The 16,071-nt window shown below is 52.2% G+C and carries 15 protein-coding genes; 10 read left to right on the top strand and 5 right to left on the bottom strand.

Annotated features, from left to right (window positions below):
* The first annotated feature begins 7 nt into the window (after positions 1 to 7).
* From D0C27_RS03120 to D0C27_RS03075, 10 genes are all read left to right on the top strand, one after another.
* On the top strand, positions 8 to 1,168 hold the full coding sequence (locus tag D0C27_RS03120; protein ID WP_137430398.1) for a TIGR03749 family integrating conjugative element protein: 1,161 nt from the start codon (positions 8 to 10) through the stop codon (positions 1,166 to 1,168).
* Positions 1,169 to 1,183: 15 nt separating this feature from the next.
* Entirely contained in the window at positions 1,184 to 2,758 is a 1,575-nt protein-coding gene (locus D0C27_RS03115; protein ID WP_137430397.1) for a TIGR03752 family integrating conjugative element protein, read from the top strand.
* Positions 2,745 to 3,254 carry a TIGR03751 family conjugal transfer lipoprotein gene (locus D0C27_RS03110; protein ID WP_137430396.1) on the top strand — a complete coding sequence of 170 codons (510 nt, stop codon included), beginning with the start codon at positions 2,745 to 2,747 and terminating at the stop codon, positions 3,252 to 3,254. The genes D0C27_RS03115 and D0C27_RS03110 overlap by 14 nt, the downstream gene beginning before the upstream one ends.
* A complete protein-coding gene (locus D0C27_RS03105) occupies positions 3,244 to 6,165 on the top strand; it encodes a conjugative transfer ATPase (RefSeq protein ID WP_137430395.1) in 2,922 nt (973 codons plus the stop codon). The genes D0C27_RS03110 and D0C27_RS03105 overlap by 11 nt, the downstream gene beginning before the upstream one ends.
* Positions 6,162 to 6,641 (top strand): TIGR03757 family integrating conjugative element protein, encoded by a 480-nt coding sequence (locus D0C27_RS03100; protein WP_137430394.1) that lies wholly within the window; start codon positions 6,162 to 6,164, stop codon positions 6,639 to 6,641. The genes D0C27_RS03105 and D0C27_RS03100 overlap by 4 nt, the downstream gene beginning before the upstream one ends.
* A gap of 9 nt (positions 6,642 to 6,650) precedes the next feature.
* Positions 6,651 to 7,997 carry a TraU family protein gene (locus D0C27_RS03095; protein ID WP_240688301.1) on the top strand — a complete coding sequence of 449 codons (1,347 nt, stop codon included), beginning with the start codon at positions 6,651 to 6,653 and terminating at the stop codon, positions 7,995 to 7,997.
* A gap of 19 nt (positions 7,998 to 8,016) precedes the next feature.
* Positions 8,017 to 9,408 (top strand): integrating conjugative element protein, encoded by a 1,392-nt coding sequence (locus tag D0C27_RS03090; RefSeq protein WP_137430393.1) that lies wholly within the window; start codon positions 8,017 to 8,019, stop codon positions 9,406 to 9,408.
* A complete protein-coding gene (locus tag D0C27_RS03085) occupies positions 9,405 to 9,806 on the top strand; it encodes a hypothetical protein (protein WP_137430392.1) in 402 nt (133 codons plus the stop codon). The genes D0C27_RS03090 and D0C27_RS03085 overlap by 4 nt, the downstream gene beginning before the upstream one ends.
* A 15-nt stretch (positions 9,807 to 9,821) precedes the next feature.
* Positions 9,822 to 11,450 (top strand): conjugal transfer protein TraG N-terminal domain-containing protein, encoded by a 1,629-nt coding sequence (locus D0C27_RS03080; protein ID WP_137430391.1) that lies wholly within the window; start codon positions 9,822 to 9,824, stop codon positions 11,448 to 11,450.
* 222 nt (positions 11,451 to 11,672) lie between these two features.
* Positions 11,673 to 12,590: an STM4504/CBY_0614 family protein gene (locus tag D0C27_RS03075; RefSeq protein WP_137430390.1), complete on the top strand. Its 918-nt coding sequence runs from the start codon at positions 11,673 to 11,675 to the stop codon at positions 12,588 to 12,590.
* Between the two features lie 119 nt (positions 12,591 to 12,709).
* Here the strand turns inward: D0C27_RS03075 and D0C27_RS03070 are convergent, their stop codons facing one another.
* The 5 genes from D0C27_RS03070 to D0C27_RS03050 form a co-directional block, all read right to left on the bottom strand.
* The gene (locus tag D0C27_RS03070) at positions 12,710 to 13,477 is read right to left on the bottom strand and encodes a class I SAM-dependent methyltransferase (protein WP_137430389.1); all 768 of its coding nucleotides are present in this window, start codon (positions 13,475 to 13,477) and stop codon (positions 12,710 to 12,712) included.
* Positions 13,474 to 14,196: a hypothetical protein gene (locus D0C27_RS03065; RefSeq protein WP_137430388.1), complete on the bottom strand. Its 723-nt coding sequence runs from the start codon at positions 14,194 to 14,196 to the stop codon at positions 13,474 to 13,476. Before D0C27_RS03065 ends, D0C27_RS03070 begins: the two co-directional genes overlap by 4 nt.
* 711 nt (positions 14,197 to 14,907) lie before the next feature.
* On the bottom strand, positions 14,908 to 15,234 hold the full coding sequence (locus D0C27_RS03060; RefSeq protein ID WP_022983158.1) for a type II toxin-antitoxin system PemK/MazF family toxin: 327 nt from the start codon (positions 15,232 to 15,234) through the stop codon (positions 14,908 to 14,910).
* Positions 15,231 to 15,449, bottom strand: a complete 219-nt coding sequence (locus D0C27_RS03055; RefSeq protein ID WP_137430387.1) for an antitoxin MazE family protein — start codon at positions 15,447 to 15,449, stop codon at positions 15,231 to 15,233. Before D0C27_RS03055 ends, D0C27_RS03060 begins: the two co-directional genes overlap by 4 nt.
* Before the next feature lie 164 nt (positions 15,450 to 15,613).
* Positions 15,614 to 15,985 carry a hypothetical protein gene (locus tag D0C27_RS03050; protein WP_109088531.1) on the bottom strand — a complete coding sequence of 124 codons (372 nt, stop codon included), beginning with the start codon at positions 15,983 to 15,985 and terminating at the stop codon, positions 15,614 to 15,616.
* Positions 15,986 to 16,071: the final 86 nt, after the last annotated feature.

Below are 16,071 nucleotides of genomic sequence, written 5' to 3'. Positions count from 1 at the left end.
GTCATCCATGAAAGCCATTCTTAGCATTCGCAAAACAGCTCTGGCCTGCGCTCTTTTGGGGCTGGCCCAGTACGCACAGGCACAAGTGCGAGACTTGGGGCCAAACTTGGAGAGCGTACCAGCAGATCTTATTGCTCCAGCCCCTGACAGCGTCAACTCAAGTGTCAATGTGGGTTCTGCAACAAACGCAGCAGTGAATAACGCGCCCGATCTGGGAGAGATTCCCAATCTTGGCTCCTCACCCTCTAACGCTGAGTATCAAAACCCTAGCGTCAATGTGATGGGTGACCAAGCTATGGTGGTGAGCACTGTGGATGCGGCCATTCAACAGGCCAAGGATAATCAGGACGAAAGCGGCACGACCATCCGCAAACCACCACAAAACAAACCGCATGGCGTCGAGCGAGCCGTGTTTAATCGAGCTCCGGTACGTGCGCCACTGCCTGTGGGCATCGAACGCATGATTACCTTGCCTGCGCCTGCCGCCCTGCATGTGCCATCGGATATGTCCAAGATTGCCCGAATCGAAGTCATTGATCGCACGATGTACATCACGGCCCTCCAGCAGTTCACACCCGTGCGAATCATTGCTGAGCTCATTGACTCTGGGCAGCAAATTCCCTTCGATCTGGTTGCCGACAGCACAACAGCCAGTGCCCGTAGCGAACTTCAGGTTTTTGTCGTTGCTTCATCATCGCCTGGTACAGAGGGGATCGGAGGTGATGGTCCCGCCTCCCAAGCGGCAGCGCAAGCGACCAGCATAGCGAATGCACACACATTGAGCCAGCAAATGGCGGAATCGGCACCGACAGATATGGTCCAGCTCACCCGCTACGCCGCACGCCAGCTTTATGCCCCAAAGCGGCTTGCCACGCCATTCTCTGGTGTACAGCAGGTCGAAGTCACAGCTGAGCCAATTGCCAACCTAATACGCGGCGTCAATGTTGTATCCACCCCCGTCGGTCAATGGCGTTCTGGCCAGCTCTATGTGACAGCCGTTCTCATCAAGAACCGGTCACATAACCCCTTGGAGATTCCACTTGAGCAAGTGCGCGGCCAATGGATTGCAGCCACCGCGCAGCACGGTCGAATTGGCCCAGCCGGTTCCGAGACGGACACCACCGCCATTTATCTGGTGTGCCAGCGCCGATTTGAAGCCTGCCGGTAATAAAGGAACAACAGCATGAGCAGCACGTCCAGCAACAAACTGATCCCCATCCTCGGTGGTGTCGCAGTCTTAATAGTCAGCGTGGTGATATACAGGCAATTTACGGGTTCAGGAGAATCTACCAACTCGGTATTGACCTCCATTCCTACACCTGAAAGTGCCACACTGCCTACCGCGCAAGGAGCGGACAACGACAACGCCGCCGAAACCCTACGCACCGTCACCGCCAGCAATGAACAGTTGCGGCGTGATGTGGCACGCGTGATCGAGATGAACAATCAACTCATCGCCGAGAATAAGCGCGTGGGCGGTGCTAATGCCACGGTCTCGCGTCGCATCGAACAAGAGCAACGCGACACGCTCAATCTTGACGGACCCCGTACGGACTCGATCGACCCAACCGGCGACGAGACGGGCGCCAAAAACGCAGTCAACCTCACCTTGAAGCGTGGCTCCGAAGCAGTCGATACGTTTTCACGCGCCTTTCAACTGTCACCGGCCCGCTCTGAGACCGAAGCAGCCAATCGAGCTGCTCAGACGCGAACGACTCCCCTGGTCCCACAACAATCATTTTCCCTGGGAACAGAATCGCTCACTCCGACTGTTACCTCATCAGGGCCATACCGTGTTTTACCTCCTATGGGGTATAGCGCGGTAACGCAGTCCGAGCAGGGCCGCAATGGCAATGACGGACCAGCCATTACGCGCTATGTCCGCACCAGTGGCAATCAGGCCTATGCCAATAGCTCCATGGGCCCTGTGTCCAGGACCACCGCCACACAAACACGGTCAGCACCACAAGCCGCCAAGCCTGAACCGATTCCGTACTTTACTGTTCCCGAGAACTCGACACTGGTCGGCGCAGTATCGATGACCAGTCTCATCGGACGTGTGCCCATTGATGGCCGTGTCACTGACCCGATGCAGTTTAAAGCGATTGTCGGCCGCGACAACCTGGCAGCCAATGGCTTTGAATTACCAGCAGACATTGAGGGGATGATCGTCACCGGTGTGGCAATCGGCGATATGGCGCTGTCGTGCTCAGAAGGAAAAGTGCGCTCGGTCACCTTTGTCTTTAATGACGGCACGGTTCGCACCATTTCTGAGCGCTCCAAAGGCGGGGGGAATGCCAACGTCAATGGCGGCGGTAGCACCCAGGACCTGGGCTACATCTCTGACGTACACGGCAATCCCTGCATTCCCGGCAAATTCGTCACCAATGCCCCGGCCTATCTGGCCGACCTGGCCATGCTCAAGGGGCTGGATGTCGCCGCACAAGCTTACTCCGATGCCCAGCGCACCGTCTCCAACAATCTGGGCACGGGCAATACCACCTCTCAAATCACCGGCTCACGCAGTGGCTACGCCATGGGGCAAGCGGCCTCTGGCGCAACCAATGAGATCGTCGCATGGATGACCTCCCGTTTGAAGAATAGCTTCGACGCCGTTGTAACCCCGGCTGGCAAGCAAATAGTTATTCACCTGGATAAAGAACTGCAAATTGACAAGATGCCCAACGCCCGCAAGCTGGTGTACCGCCAGCAAGGGACGCAGCAGCTTTCTCGTGGAGCACATTATGGTCTGGAATAAAACTGCCCAACGCCTGGCGCTGACTCTAATCACCACCGCCATGTTCAGCGGTTGCACCGTCATGATGGATCGCGAATCCCCACTTAATGAGGTCACTAAGGATTCGCCAACGGTGCTGGACGTCTACCGGGGTACTGATTATCGAAACGAAGCGACTCGTCAGTCGCGCATTACCCCCCAGGAGCGGACGCGTGAGCGCACTCAGGCTAGACCGATTAATCCAGGTGATGAGTTAACCCAGCGATATTGGTCAGCTGTTGATTCCATGAACCAGCGATTCGCTCGGCTGCCCAACCCTGACCTGGTAATGGTGGTGTTTCCTCACTTGGCCAAGGGCCAGTATCCGGTTCCTGGCTACGTGACCGTCTTCCCGATGTATGACCAGACACAGTATGCGCTACCTGGTGAAGTCACCCAAGATCTGCTGCAGTGGCGAGGTGACTACTTTGAGGCTAAATCCAGCGCCAAGAAAAAGGGAGGCGCAGATGATCGCTAATGTGGCCAGCTTGCTCGGATTCACGCGTCAACGTGCAGCGCAACCAGGCAGTAAGCGCGCTCCTCAAGTCACCGCAAAGGCATCGTCTCCTGGCCAGACCGTTGCAGATCGTCGACGCATGGCCCTACGGCCACCGTCGTTTACCGACATGCTGCCCTATATCAGCTATGCCCCTGATGAGCGCATTTTCGTGTTGCGTGATGGCAATACGCTCGGTGCACTGTTTGAGCTCTCTCCGATTGCGACCGAGGCCATGCCTATCGAAATTCTGAATGAACACGCCCAGAAGATTCAGGAGGCCTTGCAAGCCATGCCATCGGTCAACGGCGCACCGTGGATCGCACAGTTTTTTGTCAATGATGACCGTAACCTGGATCATCTTAATGACACCTTTACCGACTATATCCTGGAGCAACACAAGGACGATGGCCTGGGCCAGGAGATCCTGAACTCGCCGTTTACCCAGGCGGTATTGGATGAGGTGCGCTCTCACCTGTCGAATGTCTCGCAACCCAATGGCCTGTTCACCGATACGCTTGTCACCGGTCAAGTCTGGCGCGGGCAAATCCGCCGTGTTCGTTGTTGCCTGTATCGTCGATTTGGCGGCGCAGCCGATGATCCACAAACGCCGGTGCAGCAAATCGAGTCGGTGGCCAACACCATCATGGCCACGTTTTCCGAGGCCGGTGTGGCCGTTCGCCGCTGTACCGGCAAAGACCTGTATGAGTGGCTACTGCCGTTTTTTAACCGTGATCTGCCTTGGGCGCCAGGCACGCAAATGATGCGTGAATTACCCTATCCCGGCGACACCCCGTTGACCGATGACGAGGATACGCCCATTTTTGGATGGGACTTGTCAGAGCTATTGAGCATCAATGAGCCCCGTTCGAACCTGGAACAGGGATTGTTTGAGTTTGATGGCGTACCCGTCAAGGCGTTGACCCTGCAAAATATGCGCAAGCAGCCTGAGATTGGTCATTTCACGGCGGAGCTGGCCAACGGTAAAGAGCGATTTGCACGGTTTGACCGTCTGCCTCCTGGCTCGATGCTCTCGGTCTCCATCACGATTGCGCCGCAACACATCGTCGAGTCACAAATTGAGCGCATCCGGGATGCCTCACGCGCTAAGACGGCGCAGGCCATCGAAACCTACCGGGAATGCACCAACGTTTTGAATGAAATAGTTCGGGGCAACCACCTGTTTCCAATGATGGTGACCCTGTACGCGACTGCCACCAGCACAGATGAACTCGATAGCAACATCAACACGATTAATGCGCTGTTGATCCCATCGGGCCTGAAGTTCATCAGTAATCAGCATGACCTGGTCCCGCTGGACACATTCATGCGGGCGCTGCCCTTTAACTATGACCCCGCCTTCGATAATCAGGTACTTCGTCGATCCCGCCTGACCTTCGCCTCCCATATTGCGCGTCTGTTGCCATTGTATGGCCGTGCCCGTGGCACACCTCACCCCGGCATGTGGTTCTGGAATCGCGGCGGGGAACCCTTGTTTGTGGATCCGCTCAACAAACGCGATCGTAAAAAGAACGCGCATATGCTGGTGCTGGGACCGACCGGAGCCGGTAAATCGGCCACCTTGAACTACATCGCCATGATGACGATGGCCATTCATCGGCCACGGCTGGTGATTGTCGATGCCGGGAACTCCTTCGGTCTTTTGGTGGATTTTTTTAAAGACCGAGGGCTATCGACCTACAAAGTTGAACTGAACAGTAGTGCAAAAGTGTCCTTGCCACCGTTCGTTCATGCGTACCAACTACTAGATGATAGTGAAGTGATGGAGAGTTTTGTGGCGGCCGAGCAGCAGGCACGAAGCAACGCAGGCCTGCCCGATGACGAACTGCTCAATGCCCTGCTTGGCCAAGATGATGAGCCGTCGACTGCCGACGTGTCTTTTCATGAAACGTTCCAGGCCAGGGAAGAGGACGAAGAGCAGGACGACGAGCTGGATAAAAGAGACTTGCTGGGCGAGATGCTGATTGCCGCGATCCTGATGATCACAGGCGGTGAAGCGGACGAAGTCGCACAGATGAGTCGAGCCGACCGGTACTTGGTATCACGCGCCATCATCATGGCCGCGATCAGTTGCAAAGAACGGGGAGCCAAGCACCCGTTGACACAAGATGTGGCCCTGCAGCTGATGCACATGAATAAGGACCAGACCATGTCACCGGCGCGGCGGTCCCGCGCCGAAGAAATGGGTCAGTCCATGATGACCTTCACCCAGGCGCTGCGAGGCAAATTATTCAATCGTGAGGGACAGGACTGGCCAGATGCAGACGTCACTCTGGTCGAGATGGGTACGCTCACTCAAGACGGCTATGAAGATGCCTTGGCAGTTGCGTACACAAGCCTCATCGACTCAGTACAGTCCCGTGCCGAGCTGAACCAACACTCTGGTCGCCCGATGGTGTTCCTTACGGACGAGGGCCACTTGATCACAACCAATGAGCTGCTTGGCCCCAAGATAGCCAAGGGCACCAAAATGTGGCGCAAATTCAATACCTGGTTCTGGCTTGCCACACAAAACCTGAAAGACTTCCCCGACTCCATGGAGCGCGTGCTCTCGATGTGTGAGTACTGGATGCTACTGACCATGGACAAAGCAGAGATTGAAGAAGTGGTGCGATTTCGGTCGCTCACCAACGAGCAGCGAGCCATGATGGAATCCGCCCAAAAAGAGCCGCCGAAATACACGGAAGGGGTTCTGATTTCCGCGACCGGCCAGATGCTCTTTCGCAACGTCCCTCCAGCTCTCCCGATTGCATTGGCCATGACTGAGGGCCATGAGAAAGCACACCGACGTCGCCTGATGGAAAAGCATGGAATCAACGAAATGGGGGCTGCTCAAATGGTGGCACAAGAGCTTGCGCGGTGTCGCGCATGATCAAGATACGCTCACTTAGCAAAGGAGTTTCTCGTCTCACGGCTTGCATCGCGGTTTCGACGGCACTGCTTGCCGTCGTCACACCAGCGACTGCGCAACAGCCTAACCAAGATCTGTACGCAGGCGTCATGACCGTAGAGGTGTTTGCCAACACTGCCATGCCGGTAACACCAAGCACTTCACCACACTATGCCTTGTCCATCTACCGCTTGGATGCAATGAATAATCTCGAAGCTCAGATGAATGAAGGTATGCCACAAGACGAAGCAGAAGCACGTCTATGGGTTGCCAACAATGAAGCCCGCTTACGACAAATGATCCAACCCATGGTCGCGAGTGCCGTTAACGGCCTGGCACGCGCGCAGCGTTATCAGATTGACCGATTACCAGCGGTGGTCATCAACCAACGCTATGTAGTCTTTGGCTATATCGACGTTGACCAGGCGCTTATGGCCTGGCGTGACAGCCAAAATTAAGGGGCACTCATGTCAATCACTACTATGCGCTTTCGGCACATGCTTGCGATTAGTTTGCTGGTGCTGGCAACCGCGCTGCGGCCTGTTCCAGCAACAGCTGCCACAACCACGGCGGGCGTCGTCACCAATACGGTTGCAGCACTCCCCAGTTGCACGTCCTATCAGGTCAAAGGCATTTGCGTCTGGCTGGTTTGCATCCCGCTCATTGGCTGCTTCATCCGGACGTCGGCTCGGATTGCACATTACGTGCCCGATGTCGTGATCAGCACCTACAACGATCCTCTGGCTCACCCTTGGGCTGAGGTGGGTAAGCCATTGGCGACAGCTATATCCTCAGTGGGATCAGCCGTAGTCGGCGCCCCGATCGACGCATCAGCAGGAACACAGCGCGAGGGCACAGAGGTGACTACATATAAAAGTGCGGACGCCATTGGCAACCCCGCAGGCTTGATTGCCAGCATCGCCAGCGGCTACATCCCCAGCTTTGGCAGTTCATTCCAGTTTCCGGGCTATAGCGAATTGTTGGCCTTCACTCGCACAGAACTGCCTCGTATCGCGCAGTCTTGGCGGCAAGTCCCCCAACAGCTAGGCAACGAATTCATCGAAGCAGCCCGTGCCATGGCCAATGCACCAGCAGACATTATTTCCTCCGTCTCTGCATTTCCGGCAAAACTTGGCGAGCTGAGCTCATCAATTGGAAATTTAGGCAATGTCTTTGGTGGAAGCGTCAGCACCCAAGCCATTGGCTTGTCCGGCGTCGATACGGTGGGTGCAGATCTTGGGCCAATCAGAGACATGGTGCAGATCGCTCAGCGCCTGGGTGCCTCCGGTGGGCTATCTGAAATGTTCTGCCCCGGCTCAGCGTCGGTGTTCAATCTGCATTTTCAGTCAGACATGGACGCGATGAGCTGGCGAGGGTTTTGGCCGCTGGAGATGCTCTACCCCCAATCATGGGTGCCTGGTACAGGGGAAGTAAGCACCTCGCCCCTTTCCACTACCTGGGGGCCTATATACCCACGTAACGGCGAGCTTGTGCAGTCACACCCAGTAAAGGCCTCCGCCGTGCTGGCCACGCGTGTCGGAAGCATCATCTCGCAATCTGCACAGCCCCACATTTACAAGCGTCTGCAACCCGGTAGTGGCTACAAGTACTTCCCCACCTCCAAGCCCACTACCTGGCAGATGATCTATCCGAGCGCTCAGCGGTCCTGCATGACCTTTGGTGCAGATGACTCAATGAGCCTGGCCAGCTTTGGCGATTACAAAACCGATGGTGCCGATGGCTATATGTGGAATATGTGGAACCACTATGACTGCTGCCGCATCCGTGGTGAGTTTTTATACAGCATCCCTTAAGCGAAGGACGAGAATATCTATGCAACAACCACAATGCCCGTTCACACTGCGCTTGAAACCAGCCGCCATGATGCTGGCTCTTGCGTTGACCTCCATGAGCGTGATACCCGACGCCTACGCGCAACCCGTACGCGGCTCTTCGCTGTATTACCGAATGGGAGGCGGCTCGCCCGGCGGCTCTGCAAATTATCGCGGCCAGGTCGCTCACAACTTAGGCTTTGGAGGAAATGCTCGACTGAACTATTCATGTGGCAAGTTTGATATAGGCCTATCTTGGGCCAACATCATGAACAACCTCAACAACCTGGGCCAGACGGTGACTGGGGCGATTCAATCTGGTATCGCTGCCCTCCCCTTGTACGTCTTGCAACGCGCACAGCCAGGCCTGTATCAGATTCTTCAAAACTATTCGCAAAAGGTGGATCTCCTGCTCGGGGCCAGCCTTAAATCCTGCGAAGAGATGGAGGCCATGGTCAAAGCGGGGCAGAACCCCTATGAGGATTGGATCAAGATGGCCAAAGGTGAAGGCTGGAAGATCAAGGCCTCCGCGCAAGGTGATATTTACCAGGCAAAAATCGACATTGAGAAGAATGAAGAGGCCAATAAAGCCGGGGTGCCATGGGTCTTTGGCCAAAATGCCGGGGGTGTAGGAGGCCGACCTATTGAGCCGGTGCGAGATCTCTCTGTGGCAGGCTATAACGCTACCCTCAACAAACCAATCACCGCATCAGAGACCACGGACTACAGTAACTCACCTGCCGAGAAAAACTCTCGCCTGGTTCGTGCGTTTAAATCACCGGCAGAACTTGCCCAATGGACAACCGAAGTCCTGGGGGATCAGAAGGTCTATACCTGCGGGCAACATCACTGCCCTGCCCCAACCACGGTCGTGACCTCCAGCGGCCTGGGGCCCAAATATGAAGCCGAAGTCGATTTCGTCCAGCCTAAGCTTGAGGCAATGGCCAACCCATCGAACTCAGCCACTTATGCCGACCTCGCAGAAATCTCAGCTCCTGGCTTTGCCGTGTCTCCTCAGTTGCTTGACTCCTTACGAGCAATGCCGCCTGACACCCGCAGCATCGCTGTGAACCGCATTGCTCAGGAAATGGCGATGCACCGGGTGATCAATAAAGCACTGGTGGCGCGTAGCGTGTTGATGACAGGTCTGACCTTACCGGAGGTTACGGCCGCAGGAGATGCCATCCAAAACACCCAGGCTTCGGTCGATCGCTTAAGTGGCTACATTGACGATTTGATGTATGAGGCTCGGATCCGCAAGGATCTGACGTCCCAGACGGCATTGTCGATCATCAACACCCAGTCCGCCATTGACACACAATCACTGAACGTACCGGGTGGCAACCCTGTTGATCCTGCCCCAGCAGTGGGTGGACGGGTACCTGGACTATGACACAAGTCTCTCTCACCAAAAAACGCAGCTGGCTGTGGCGAGCACTGATATGGCTCGCCATCGGTTTGACCGGATTTCTGCTGCTCATTGGGCTGCTCGGCGCACTAGCACAGTCATTTATCGGCCAGGAACATAAACTCCTGACCCTGCTTGAGGGAACGACGTCAGTGCGAGATATCGGTGCTATCGCTCAATGTATCGCAGCACTACTCATCATCGGGCGCTGGCCAGCCGTCGTTCGCTGGCTTCAAGCCAGACATATTGTTCAAGAATTCGAATATGACGCCGTGCTGGCCAGCCGCCGCAAGGTGGCCGCATTTATCGCACTGTACTTAATCTTGATCCCGATTGGCCTCGACCGTATCTGGCGCTTGGCAATAGCGCTCATTACGGCTTAGGTGGGGGAATAAGCCATGCAACTAGACAGTTACCTCGAACTCTTTACCACTTTCTACGGGTGGGCTTTTGCCAATATTTTTGGCGAGATAGTCACCGGTACGGGTTTGGTCGTCATCCCTTTTCTGGTGATAATTCTCAATGCCTGGCGCGAAGCTGGCCAGCGGGGAATGCAAGACATCGGTGTAATGGGTGTCATCAAAAGCGTACAAACACAGCTCATCGTCATGCTATTTGTGATGTCGGTCTGCTTTTTCACATCGCCCATCACAAGCCTAACGTATGCGCGCTTGTCGTACATGCCCCCTCCTTCAATTGACAACCCTAACCCTGTAGAGGCTACGCCTGGAGCCAGCGGTAGCACCTACGATACAGCACTGCGCGACGCTATTGATGGAAGTATGAGCCAGGCCAGTGGGCTGAGTAACGTGCCCCTATGGTGGTATTCCATCATGTCCATCAGCTCTGGGATAAACAATGCCTTTCGTAATGGCATGAATAACTCCGGCTCTGATATGCGGGTTCTGGAGGATATGGCCAAAAATGCCACAATCGAAGACCCCGCCTTGCTCGGTGATGTGCAACGCTTCTATAGCGAATGCTTTATCCCGGCACGGAGTCAGTATCTGCGCAGCGATCGCAGCAGAATCAGTGCATCAGGTGCCTCGATCTTGGCAGAATCTAATACCGACTATGGGCCAACTGATGTGGATTGGATGGGCAGCCAGTTTTTCAGAACTGAGCCTGGGTATTACGCCTCCATGCGCAGCCGTGCTCCGGTCACTGGTTTTGCGATCGATTACTCCCGCGATACGGAGTACTACGACCCATCGAGCGACGTGGACCCACAAGTCACCGGCGCAGTAAACCCAGAGTTTGGTCGCCCAACCTGCAAGCAATGGTGGGAGGATCAACTGCGAGAAAAGCTGATCGATGGCAGCCCTGGTGTTCGAGCGTTCGCATCCAGAGCGGCGAACGTCCTCACCTTTACGTCGTTCGATAAGCAAAAGGATGAAGTGGCTCGGCTAGCATCAACCGCAGCCAATCCCGTCTTTGTTGATTTTGACCAAATGATGGGGAACCCTTATGACGCTGCTACAGTCGCAGGTCGAACGATAACGGGCGCTGGGAGCACGCTCGGTGTTGGTGGGGCAGCTTTCATGGCCAGCATGGCATGGATGCCATTGGTGACCTCGTTACCCATGATCCAGGCATTGGTCCTCATGGGGATCTACGCCTTTCTTCCCTTGGCCACCCTAGTCAGCGGCTTCAGTCTTCGGGTGTTGTTCTTAGGTGCTATGGCCATTCTTACCATCAAGATGTGGGCGTCGATGTGGTACATCGCCACCTGGATCGATGGTCATCTCATCAACGCCATGTACCCTGGCGCTCTGGGCAATATATTTGTTCAAGAAGCCATGATGATCGGCAAAGGAGCGATTCCAGCAGGCTATAAACGAATGGTTCTGAACACGATTTTATTGTCGTTGTATGTCGGGCTACCTGTCATTTGGTCTTCAATGATGGCCTGGGCTGGTTTGAGAGTGGTAGGCGGCATAGATGAGCTAATGAACAGGAATGGGGGTTCTGCGGCAGCCTCCGGTAGACCTCCCTTATTGGGAAAATTATTTGGTGGAAAAAATTAACTATCCTTTGTACTAGCCCGGATTTTATCTGACAAATAGTGGTTTATCTATTCCCAATCTTTTTCCGGTTCCACCACCAACAAAGATCTTAAAGTCTTTAGGTGTTCTCAAAACCTATCTTGCGATTTTGCACTATCATTGTTACGCTTTTCATCGTGTTAAATAGGCGATAGCTGTTTGAGCGTTGTCTAAATTTAGTTAGGTGTAGATCCACTGAAAAATATGGGAATCATCGATCTTTTCTCCAAACGTCAGCGTAGGCTTCGAGGTGAGTTTCCTGATGTGTATAGCTATGATGATCTGCCGAACGCACTTCGGGTTCAGATCGTTCACATCATTCGCGATGCGCTTGGCCTGGACAGCGTCAGCAGCAACCACGCATCAAAAACATATGAGTTTATTAACAATACGCTATGCCGTGAGTATGGACTGTTCGAGTTAACTAAATACTCTCGTTCATTCGATGAGTCTGTTTTCAGTTTCTTCTTGGCTGAACAGTCTGTTGAAAGGGCCCTTGATGTAATAGAGCTTTCATTCAAAATTATTGACACTTATGTCAGAGATCAATATCCCAGCAACAGTAGGACGAAAATCGGGCCAAACGATGCCATTGAAGAGTTAAACGACAGATTTAAAGAGCATGGAATAGGGTTTCAGTTCGAGTCGTCTGAATTAATACGCATCGATTCGGACTACCTCCACTCTGAAGCTGTTAAGCCAACTCTGGCGATCCTCCGTGATGGTAAGTTCAAGGGAGCAAACGAAGAATTCCTAAAGGCCCATGAGCATTACCGTCATGGACGATACAAGGAATGTCTTGTCGACGCACTGAAATCATTTGAAAGCACACTAAAGGCAATTTGTTCAAAACGTAGATGGAATATAAAGTCTACAGATACAGCCAAAGCACTAATCAATACATGTTTGACTGAAGGGCTTCTTCCGTCATTTTTGGAGTCCCAAATGGGTGCCGTTCGGTCGTTACTAGAAAGTGGTGTGCCGACAATACGAAATAAGTTGGGAGGGCATGGCCAAGGCACAGATAGTATCGTCGTACCAGAATATTTTGCTCGTTATGCACTCAACCTTACTGCTAGCAGCATTCTTTTAGTAGCAGAAGCCGATGCAGCGAAGAAATAGAAACTGATTTCATCATTCTGCAGAACACGTAAAAAGGTCTTGGGTTTCTGTCGATCAGCCATTAGTTAGACACGGTCGTTGATGGAGTGACTACTTATTCGACCATCAGTAAATATGAGTCATCCTTTAACCCATTTAAAAGCCAAGAAACGAGGAAACTCCCATTTTTTAGGGTAATGAGATTGAATATTTTGATCAGGAACTGGTTCTGATAAAGCAAGTAACTGGAAGCCATACTTTGAAAAGGTCGATATATATTTCTCTATAGGCCGATGGATGTGTGTGGTTTTGAACTCTGAGTCAGATAAGGATATCTTGAAGGGAGCCTCAATCATAAGTTCTTTTTCGTATGAAAACCAAGGTTCTTTCTCATACCCCCAGTATCGAGGCCAAAAACATGGATGAGGGATGGTTGCAATAAACTCATCTCCTTTATGCGCAATTCTAGATAACACCTGGGAAAACTTATCAATCTGTGGGTTTGCCGATAGCATCATGGCTGCTAAGAAAATAACCTTCTTATGGGTAGCACGACGCAACTGATCTCCACAGTCTTCAAAGGCTGAATTAATAAAATGGATATTTGAGAAATCGGACAGGATAGACTTTGCAATTTCCAAGCTTTGAGTTGATGGCTCGATACATATAACCTTTTTGAAATGCATGGCGAGACGTTCTGTTAGCTCACCCGTACCTGATCCTATATCCACGAGCGTTGCGTCAAGATTCTGGCCAACAAGCGATTCAACTAAGGGCACCATTACATGCGTAAATGTGATATCTAAGCCAGTAGATATCTGATTATGCCTCTCAGACGCCAAACAGTCCCACTCATCAATGAGCTCCTGCGATGAGATACTCTCAACATGAGAGAACTTCGATATCATGGTTGGGCCCCTTCATTTTTCGAGGAAACATTCTTCGCAATTTGCACGAGCTCATAGGCCAAATGGAAAGCGGGATGGGAGCCAGAATTAAACTCCTCAACCACATGCTGATCTGCCTTAGCCCTACCAATAGCAACTTTGCTCCCATCTCTACCATAATAAGCAATAGTAAAGCGTGTACCTGGCTCACTGAGTAATTCTGTACCGTACGTATAGATTTGCGCTCCTTCTTTTTTCAGCTCCTTAGTGAAGGTAGTATGAGTTGGCAAACAGATAATCAGCTCATCATTTTTTGCCTTCTCTAGTAGAAGTTCTTTGGATTCATCGTCTTTAGCCCAGCTCATATCGCGAGTCCAGATAGCCACTCGGCCACCATAAGCTATCCAGTAAAGCATGTAATTACAAATTGATTCGGAGTCGGATTGCTTAAAAACTCTCTTTCCTTCCGCAGTATAAATTTCAAAAAAGATAAGCAGCCCATAAAGAACGACTAAGACGGTACCTACTATAGATATGACTGAGGCGGTGGCAGGGGTTATCTTCTCTAGATCTATGAGCGGGTAAAGTGTCGCTAGTAATGCAACCATACTCAAAAAAATGAGAACTAGTTTTACAGTAAGCGCCATTACATCGCGAGAGCGTTTTGGGCGGGGCCATTCTGATTTACTCATCAATTTCTCTGTTATTTGGTCTTTTATCTGCAGCAAAAGAGCTTTCATAGTCAACCAAGCTAGGCCTTATTCATTTTTATTGCATAACGCGTGGATATTACGATGAACATAGACTTGTTAGGCTAAAGCTTGTGTTGATCGGCGTTGTAGGCATAGGTACAAAGAAGGCTTGTGGGGAAAACGCACACTCACGCTCGAGCCACTCAGCACGCAGCCCAGGAGGAAAGTAGTATTCAGCACTTGTTTCCGTATCTCCTGAGGTCATGTCTAGTGTGTAGGAGTATGGGGAAAATTATAAAACCGCCCATCACATAAGAGATTCTCGAGGGGCATAATTGGCTATATTTGGGTATGAACCGTGCACTTATTTATATCAAAAAACTGCAATGGCACCACCCCAACGGACAGTTCTAACAGATGCTATGAGATCAGGTCTCGATTTATACAGCTAAAGCCGAGCTGACATAAATCAACCGTGATTTTAAGGGCTTGAACTATTCTTTAAATTCATCACTGATCTAAATCACTTCTCTGCTGATCCCAATAAAAACGCCAATTTGGATGCATCTGATCAAACGGATCGGGGATCTCTGTCTCTGCATTATGATCATCTCGTCTAGTACTTGAATTTATTAATAATAGAAAAAAATCAAACACGAGCATTAACCCGATCCACATCACCCTTGCAAGAAAAACACTCCCATGACGTGCTAACTTCAGAGCATGTTTCATCTGCCCTAATCCTCCCTAGACTCGGTATTACTTAGCGATCCCCAAGAAAACAGCAAGGCACCGTTCAATTTCTACCAGTGTATCAGCACTAACAGAACCAAACGCCTGGCCAATCTTATCCCGTTTAACGGTCAATGCCTTATCGATCATGATTTGTGATGGTTTTTGTAGACCATTTTCTGGGTCTGGCTGAATGCTAATGCGCAATAAGGGCGCATTCACAATTGTGCTGGTCACTGGAAGTACAGTGACCGAGGAATGGGCAGCAAATAAATCCGCCTGGATCACTAACGCAGGCCGAGGCTTTCCAAAATCCCCTTGCATTGCAACAGTAACTAGATCCCCACGCCTCATTCTGTCCAACCATCCAGGTCAGCCAGAGCCTCATCCATAAAATGTTCTGTATCCACGTCAGCCTTATCTGCCTTGGCTACCCGCAGCGCCTGACGACGGCATTCCGCCGCAAAATCAGGCTGACGGGTATCAGGCACCCAAAGCTGCACTGGGCGCAATCCTGCTTGCCGGAGCGAGTCCCGGTGCTTCTGAACTCTTGCATTTACATTTGCCATCTTGATCTCCATAACTATGCACTTATAGTACGGCCATCACCCGTTACATGCAACATCCAGTTCAGCAATTGTTGGATAATGCCAAGACAAGGCTCCTTGAGTTCGTGATCGATAGCCCAGCGTCACCCGCTCAGGCCGAAACAGCCATCAATTGCATCACCCCATCAACGGAGCTTGCTTCGTGCCTGGTGGTTCCGCTCTTGCATCACCTGCATTACTTCCTCATGGGTGTACAACCTGGCATTGGGATCACTGACTTCACCCAGAGCTTCTTCAACCTCGCGGGCCATCCGCTCGTATTCCTCCGGCCATAGCACCTGCTCCATGCACAGCGACGCCTGCCCCAGCAAGTGCAGCAGGCCGAACAACCGCATGTCGTTGGTCGCGACGATATGCTCCCGAATCCGCTCCTGTATTGCTACGCTGGCTTGGTGTGCCGCAGGCGTGGCCGTCCCTTCGTAGTCGGTCGGGAATTCCGTTTCCTCAGCAATCCGTGCCCAAATGCTGGCCAGGGCCTCAATGTTGGATGTACTCATTTCAATCCATATAGGCTTTAAAAAACTGCAGTTTCAAGAGCACGAGATCTCACGCAGTGACTAGTTTAACTATCTTCAGCCTCAAA

Source organism: Alcaligenes faecalis (assembly GCF_005311025.1).
Taxonomy (GTDB): Bacteria; Pseudomonadota; Gammaproteobacteria; order Burkholderiales; family Burkholderiaceae_B; genus Alcaligenes; species Alcaligenes phenolicus.
The sequence above is the reverse complement of the archived record's forward strand: the minus strand, read 5'-3'. Positions and strand labels throughout refer to the sequence as shown.

Coding starts and splice junctions, on each gene's coding strand:
- D0C27_RS03100 (WP_137430394.1), top strand. CDS start 6,162: ATGATCAAGATACGCTCACTTAGCAAAGGAGTTTCTCGTCTCACGGCT.
- D0C27_RS03050 (WP_109088531.1), bottom strand. CDS start 15,985: ATGAGTACATCCAACATTGAGGCCCTGGCCAGCATTTGGGCACGGATT.
- D0C27_RS03060 (WP_022983158.1), bottom strand. CDS start 15,234: ATGAGGCGTGGGGATCTAGTTACTGTTGCAATGCAAGGGGATTTTGGA.
- D0C27_RS03115 (WP_137430397.1), top strand. CDS start 1,184: ATGAGCAGCACGTCCAGCAACAAACTGATCCCCATCCTCGGTGGTGTC.
- D0C27_RS03065 (WP_137430388.1), bottom strand. CDS start 14,196: ATGAAAGCTCTTTTGCTGCAGATAAAAGACCAAATAACAGAGAAATTG.
- D0C27_RS03105 (WP_137430395.1), top strand. CDS start 3,244: ATGATCGCTAATGTGGCCAGCTTGCTCGGATTCACGCGTCAACGTGCA.
- D0C27_RS03080 (WP_137430391.1), top strand. CDS start 9,822: ATGCAACTAGACAGTTACCTCGAACTCTTTACCACTTTCTACGGGTGG.
- D0C27_RS03090 (WP_137430393.1), top strand. CDS start 8,017: ATGCAACAACCACAATGCCCGTTCACACTGCGCTTGAAACCAGCCGCC.
- D0C27_RS03075 (WP_137430390.1), top strand. CDS start 11,673: ATGGGAATCATCGATCTTTTCTCCAAACGTCAGCGTAGGCTTCGAGGT.
- D0C27_RS03095 (WP_240688301.1), top strand. CDS start 6,651: ATGTCAATCACTACTATGCGCTTTCGGCACATGCTTGCGATTAGTTTG.
- D0C27_RS03120 (WP_137430398.1), top strand. CDS start 8: ATGAAAGCCATTCTTAGCATTCGCAAAACAGCTCTGGCCTGCGCTCTT.
- D0C27_RS03070 (WP_137430389.1), bottom strand. CDS start 13,477: ATGATATCGAAGTTCTCTCATGTTGAGAGTATCTCATCGCAGGAGCTC.
- D0C27_RS03110 (WP_137430396.1), top strand. CDS start 2,745: ATGGTCTGGAATAAAACTGCCCAACGCCTGGCGCTGACTCTAATCACC.
- D0C27_RS03085 (WP_137430392.1), top strand. CDS start 9,405: ATGACACAAGTCTCTCTCACCAAAAAACGCAGCTGGCTGTGGCGAGCA.
- D0C27_RS03055 (WP_137430387.1), bottom strand. CDS start 15,449: ATGGCAAATGTAAATGCAAGAGTTCAGAAGCACCGGGACTCGCTCCGG.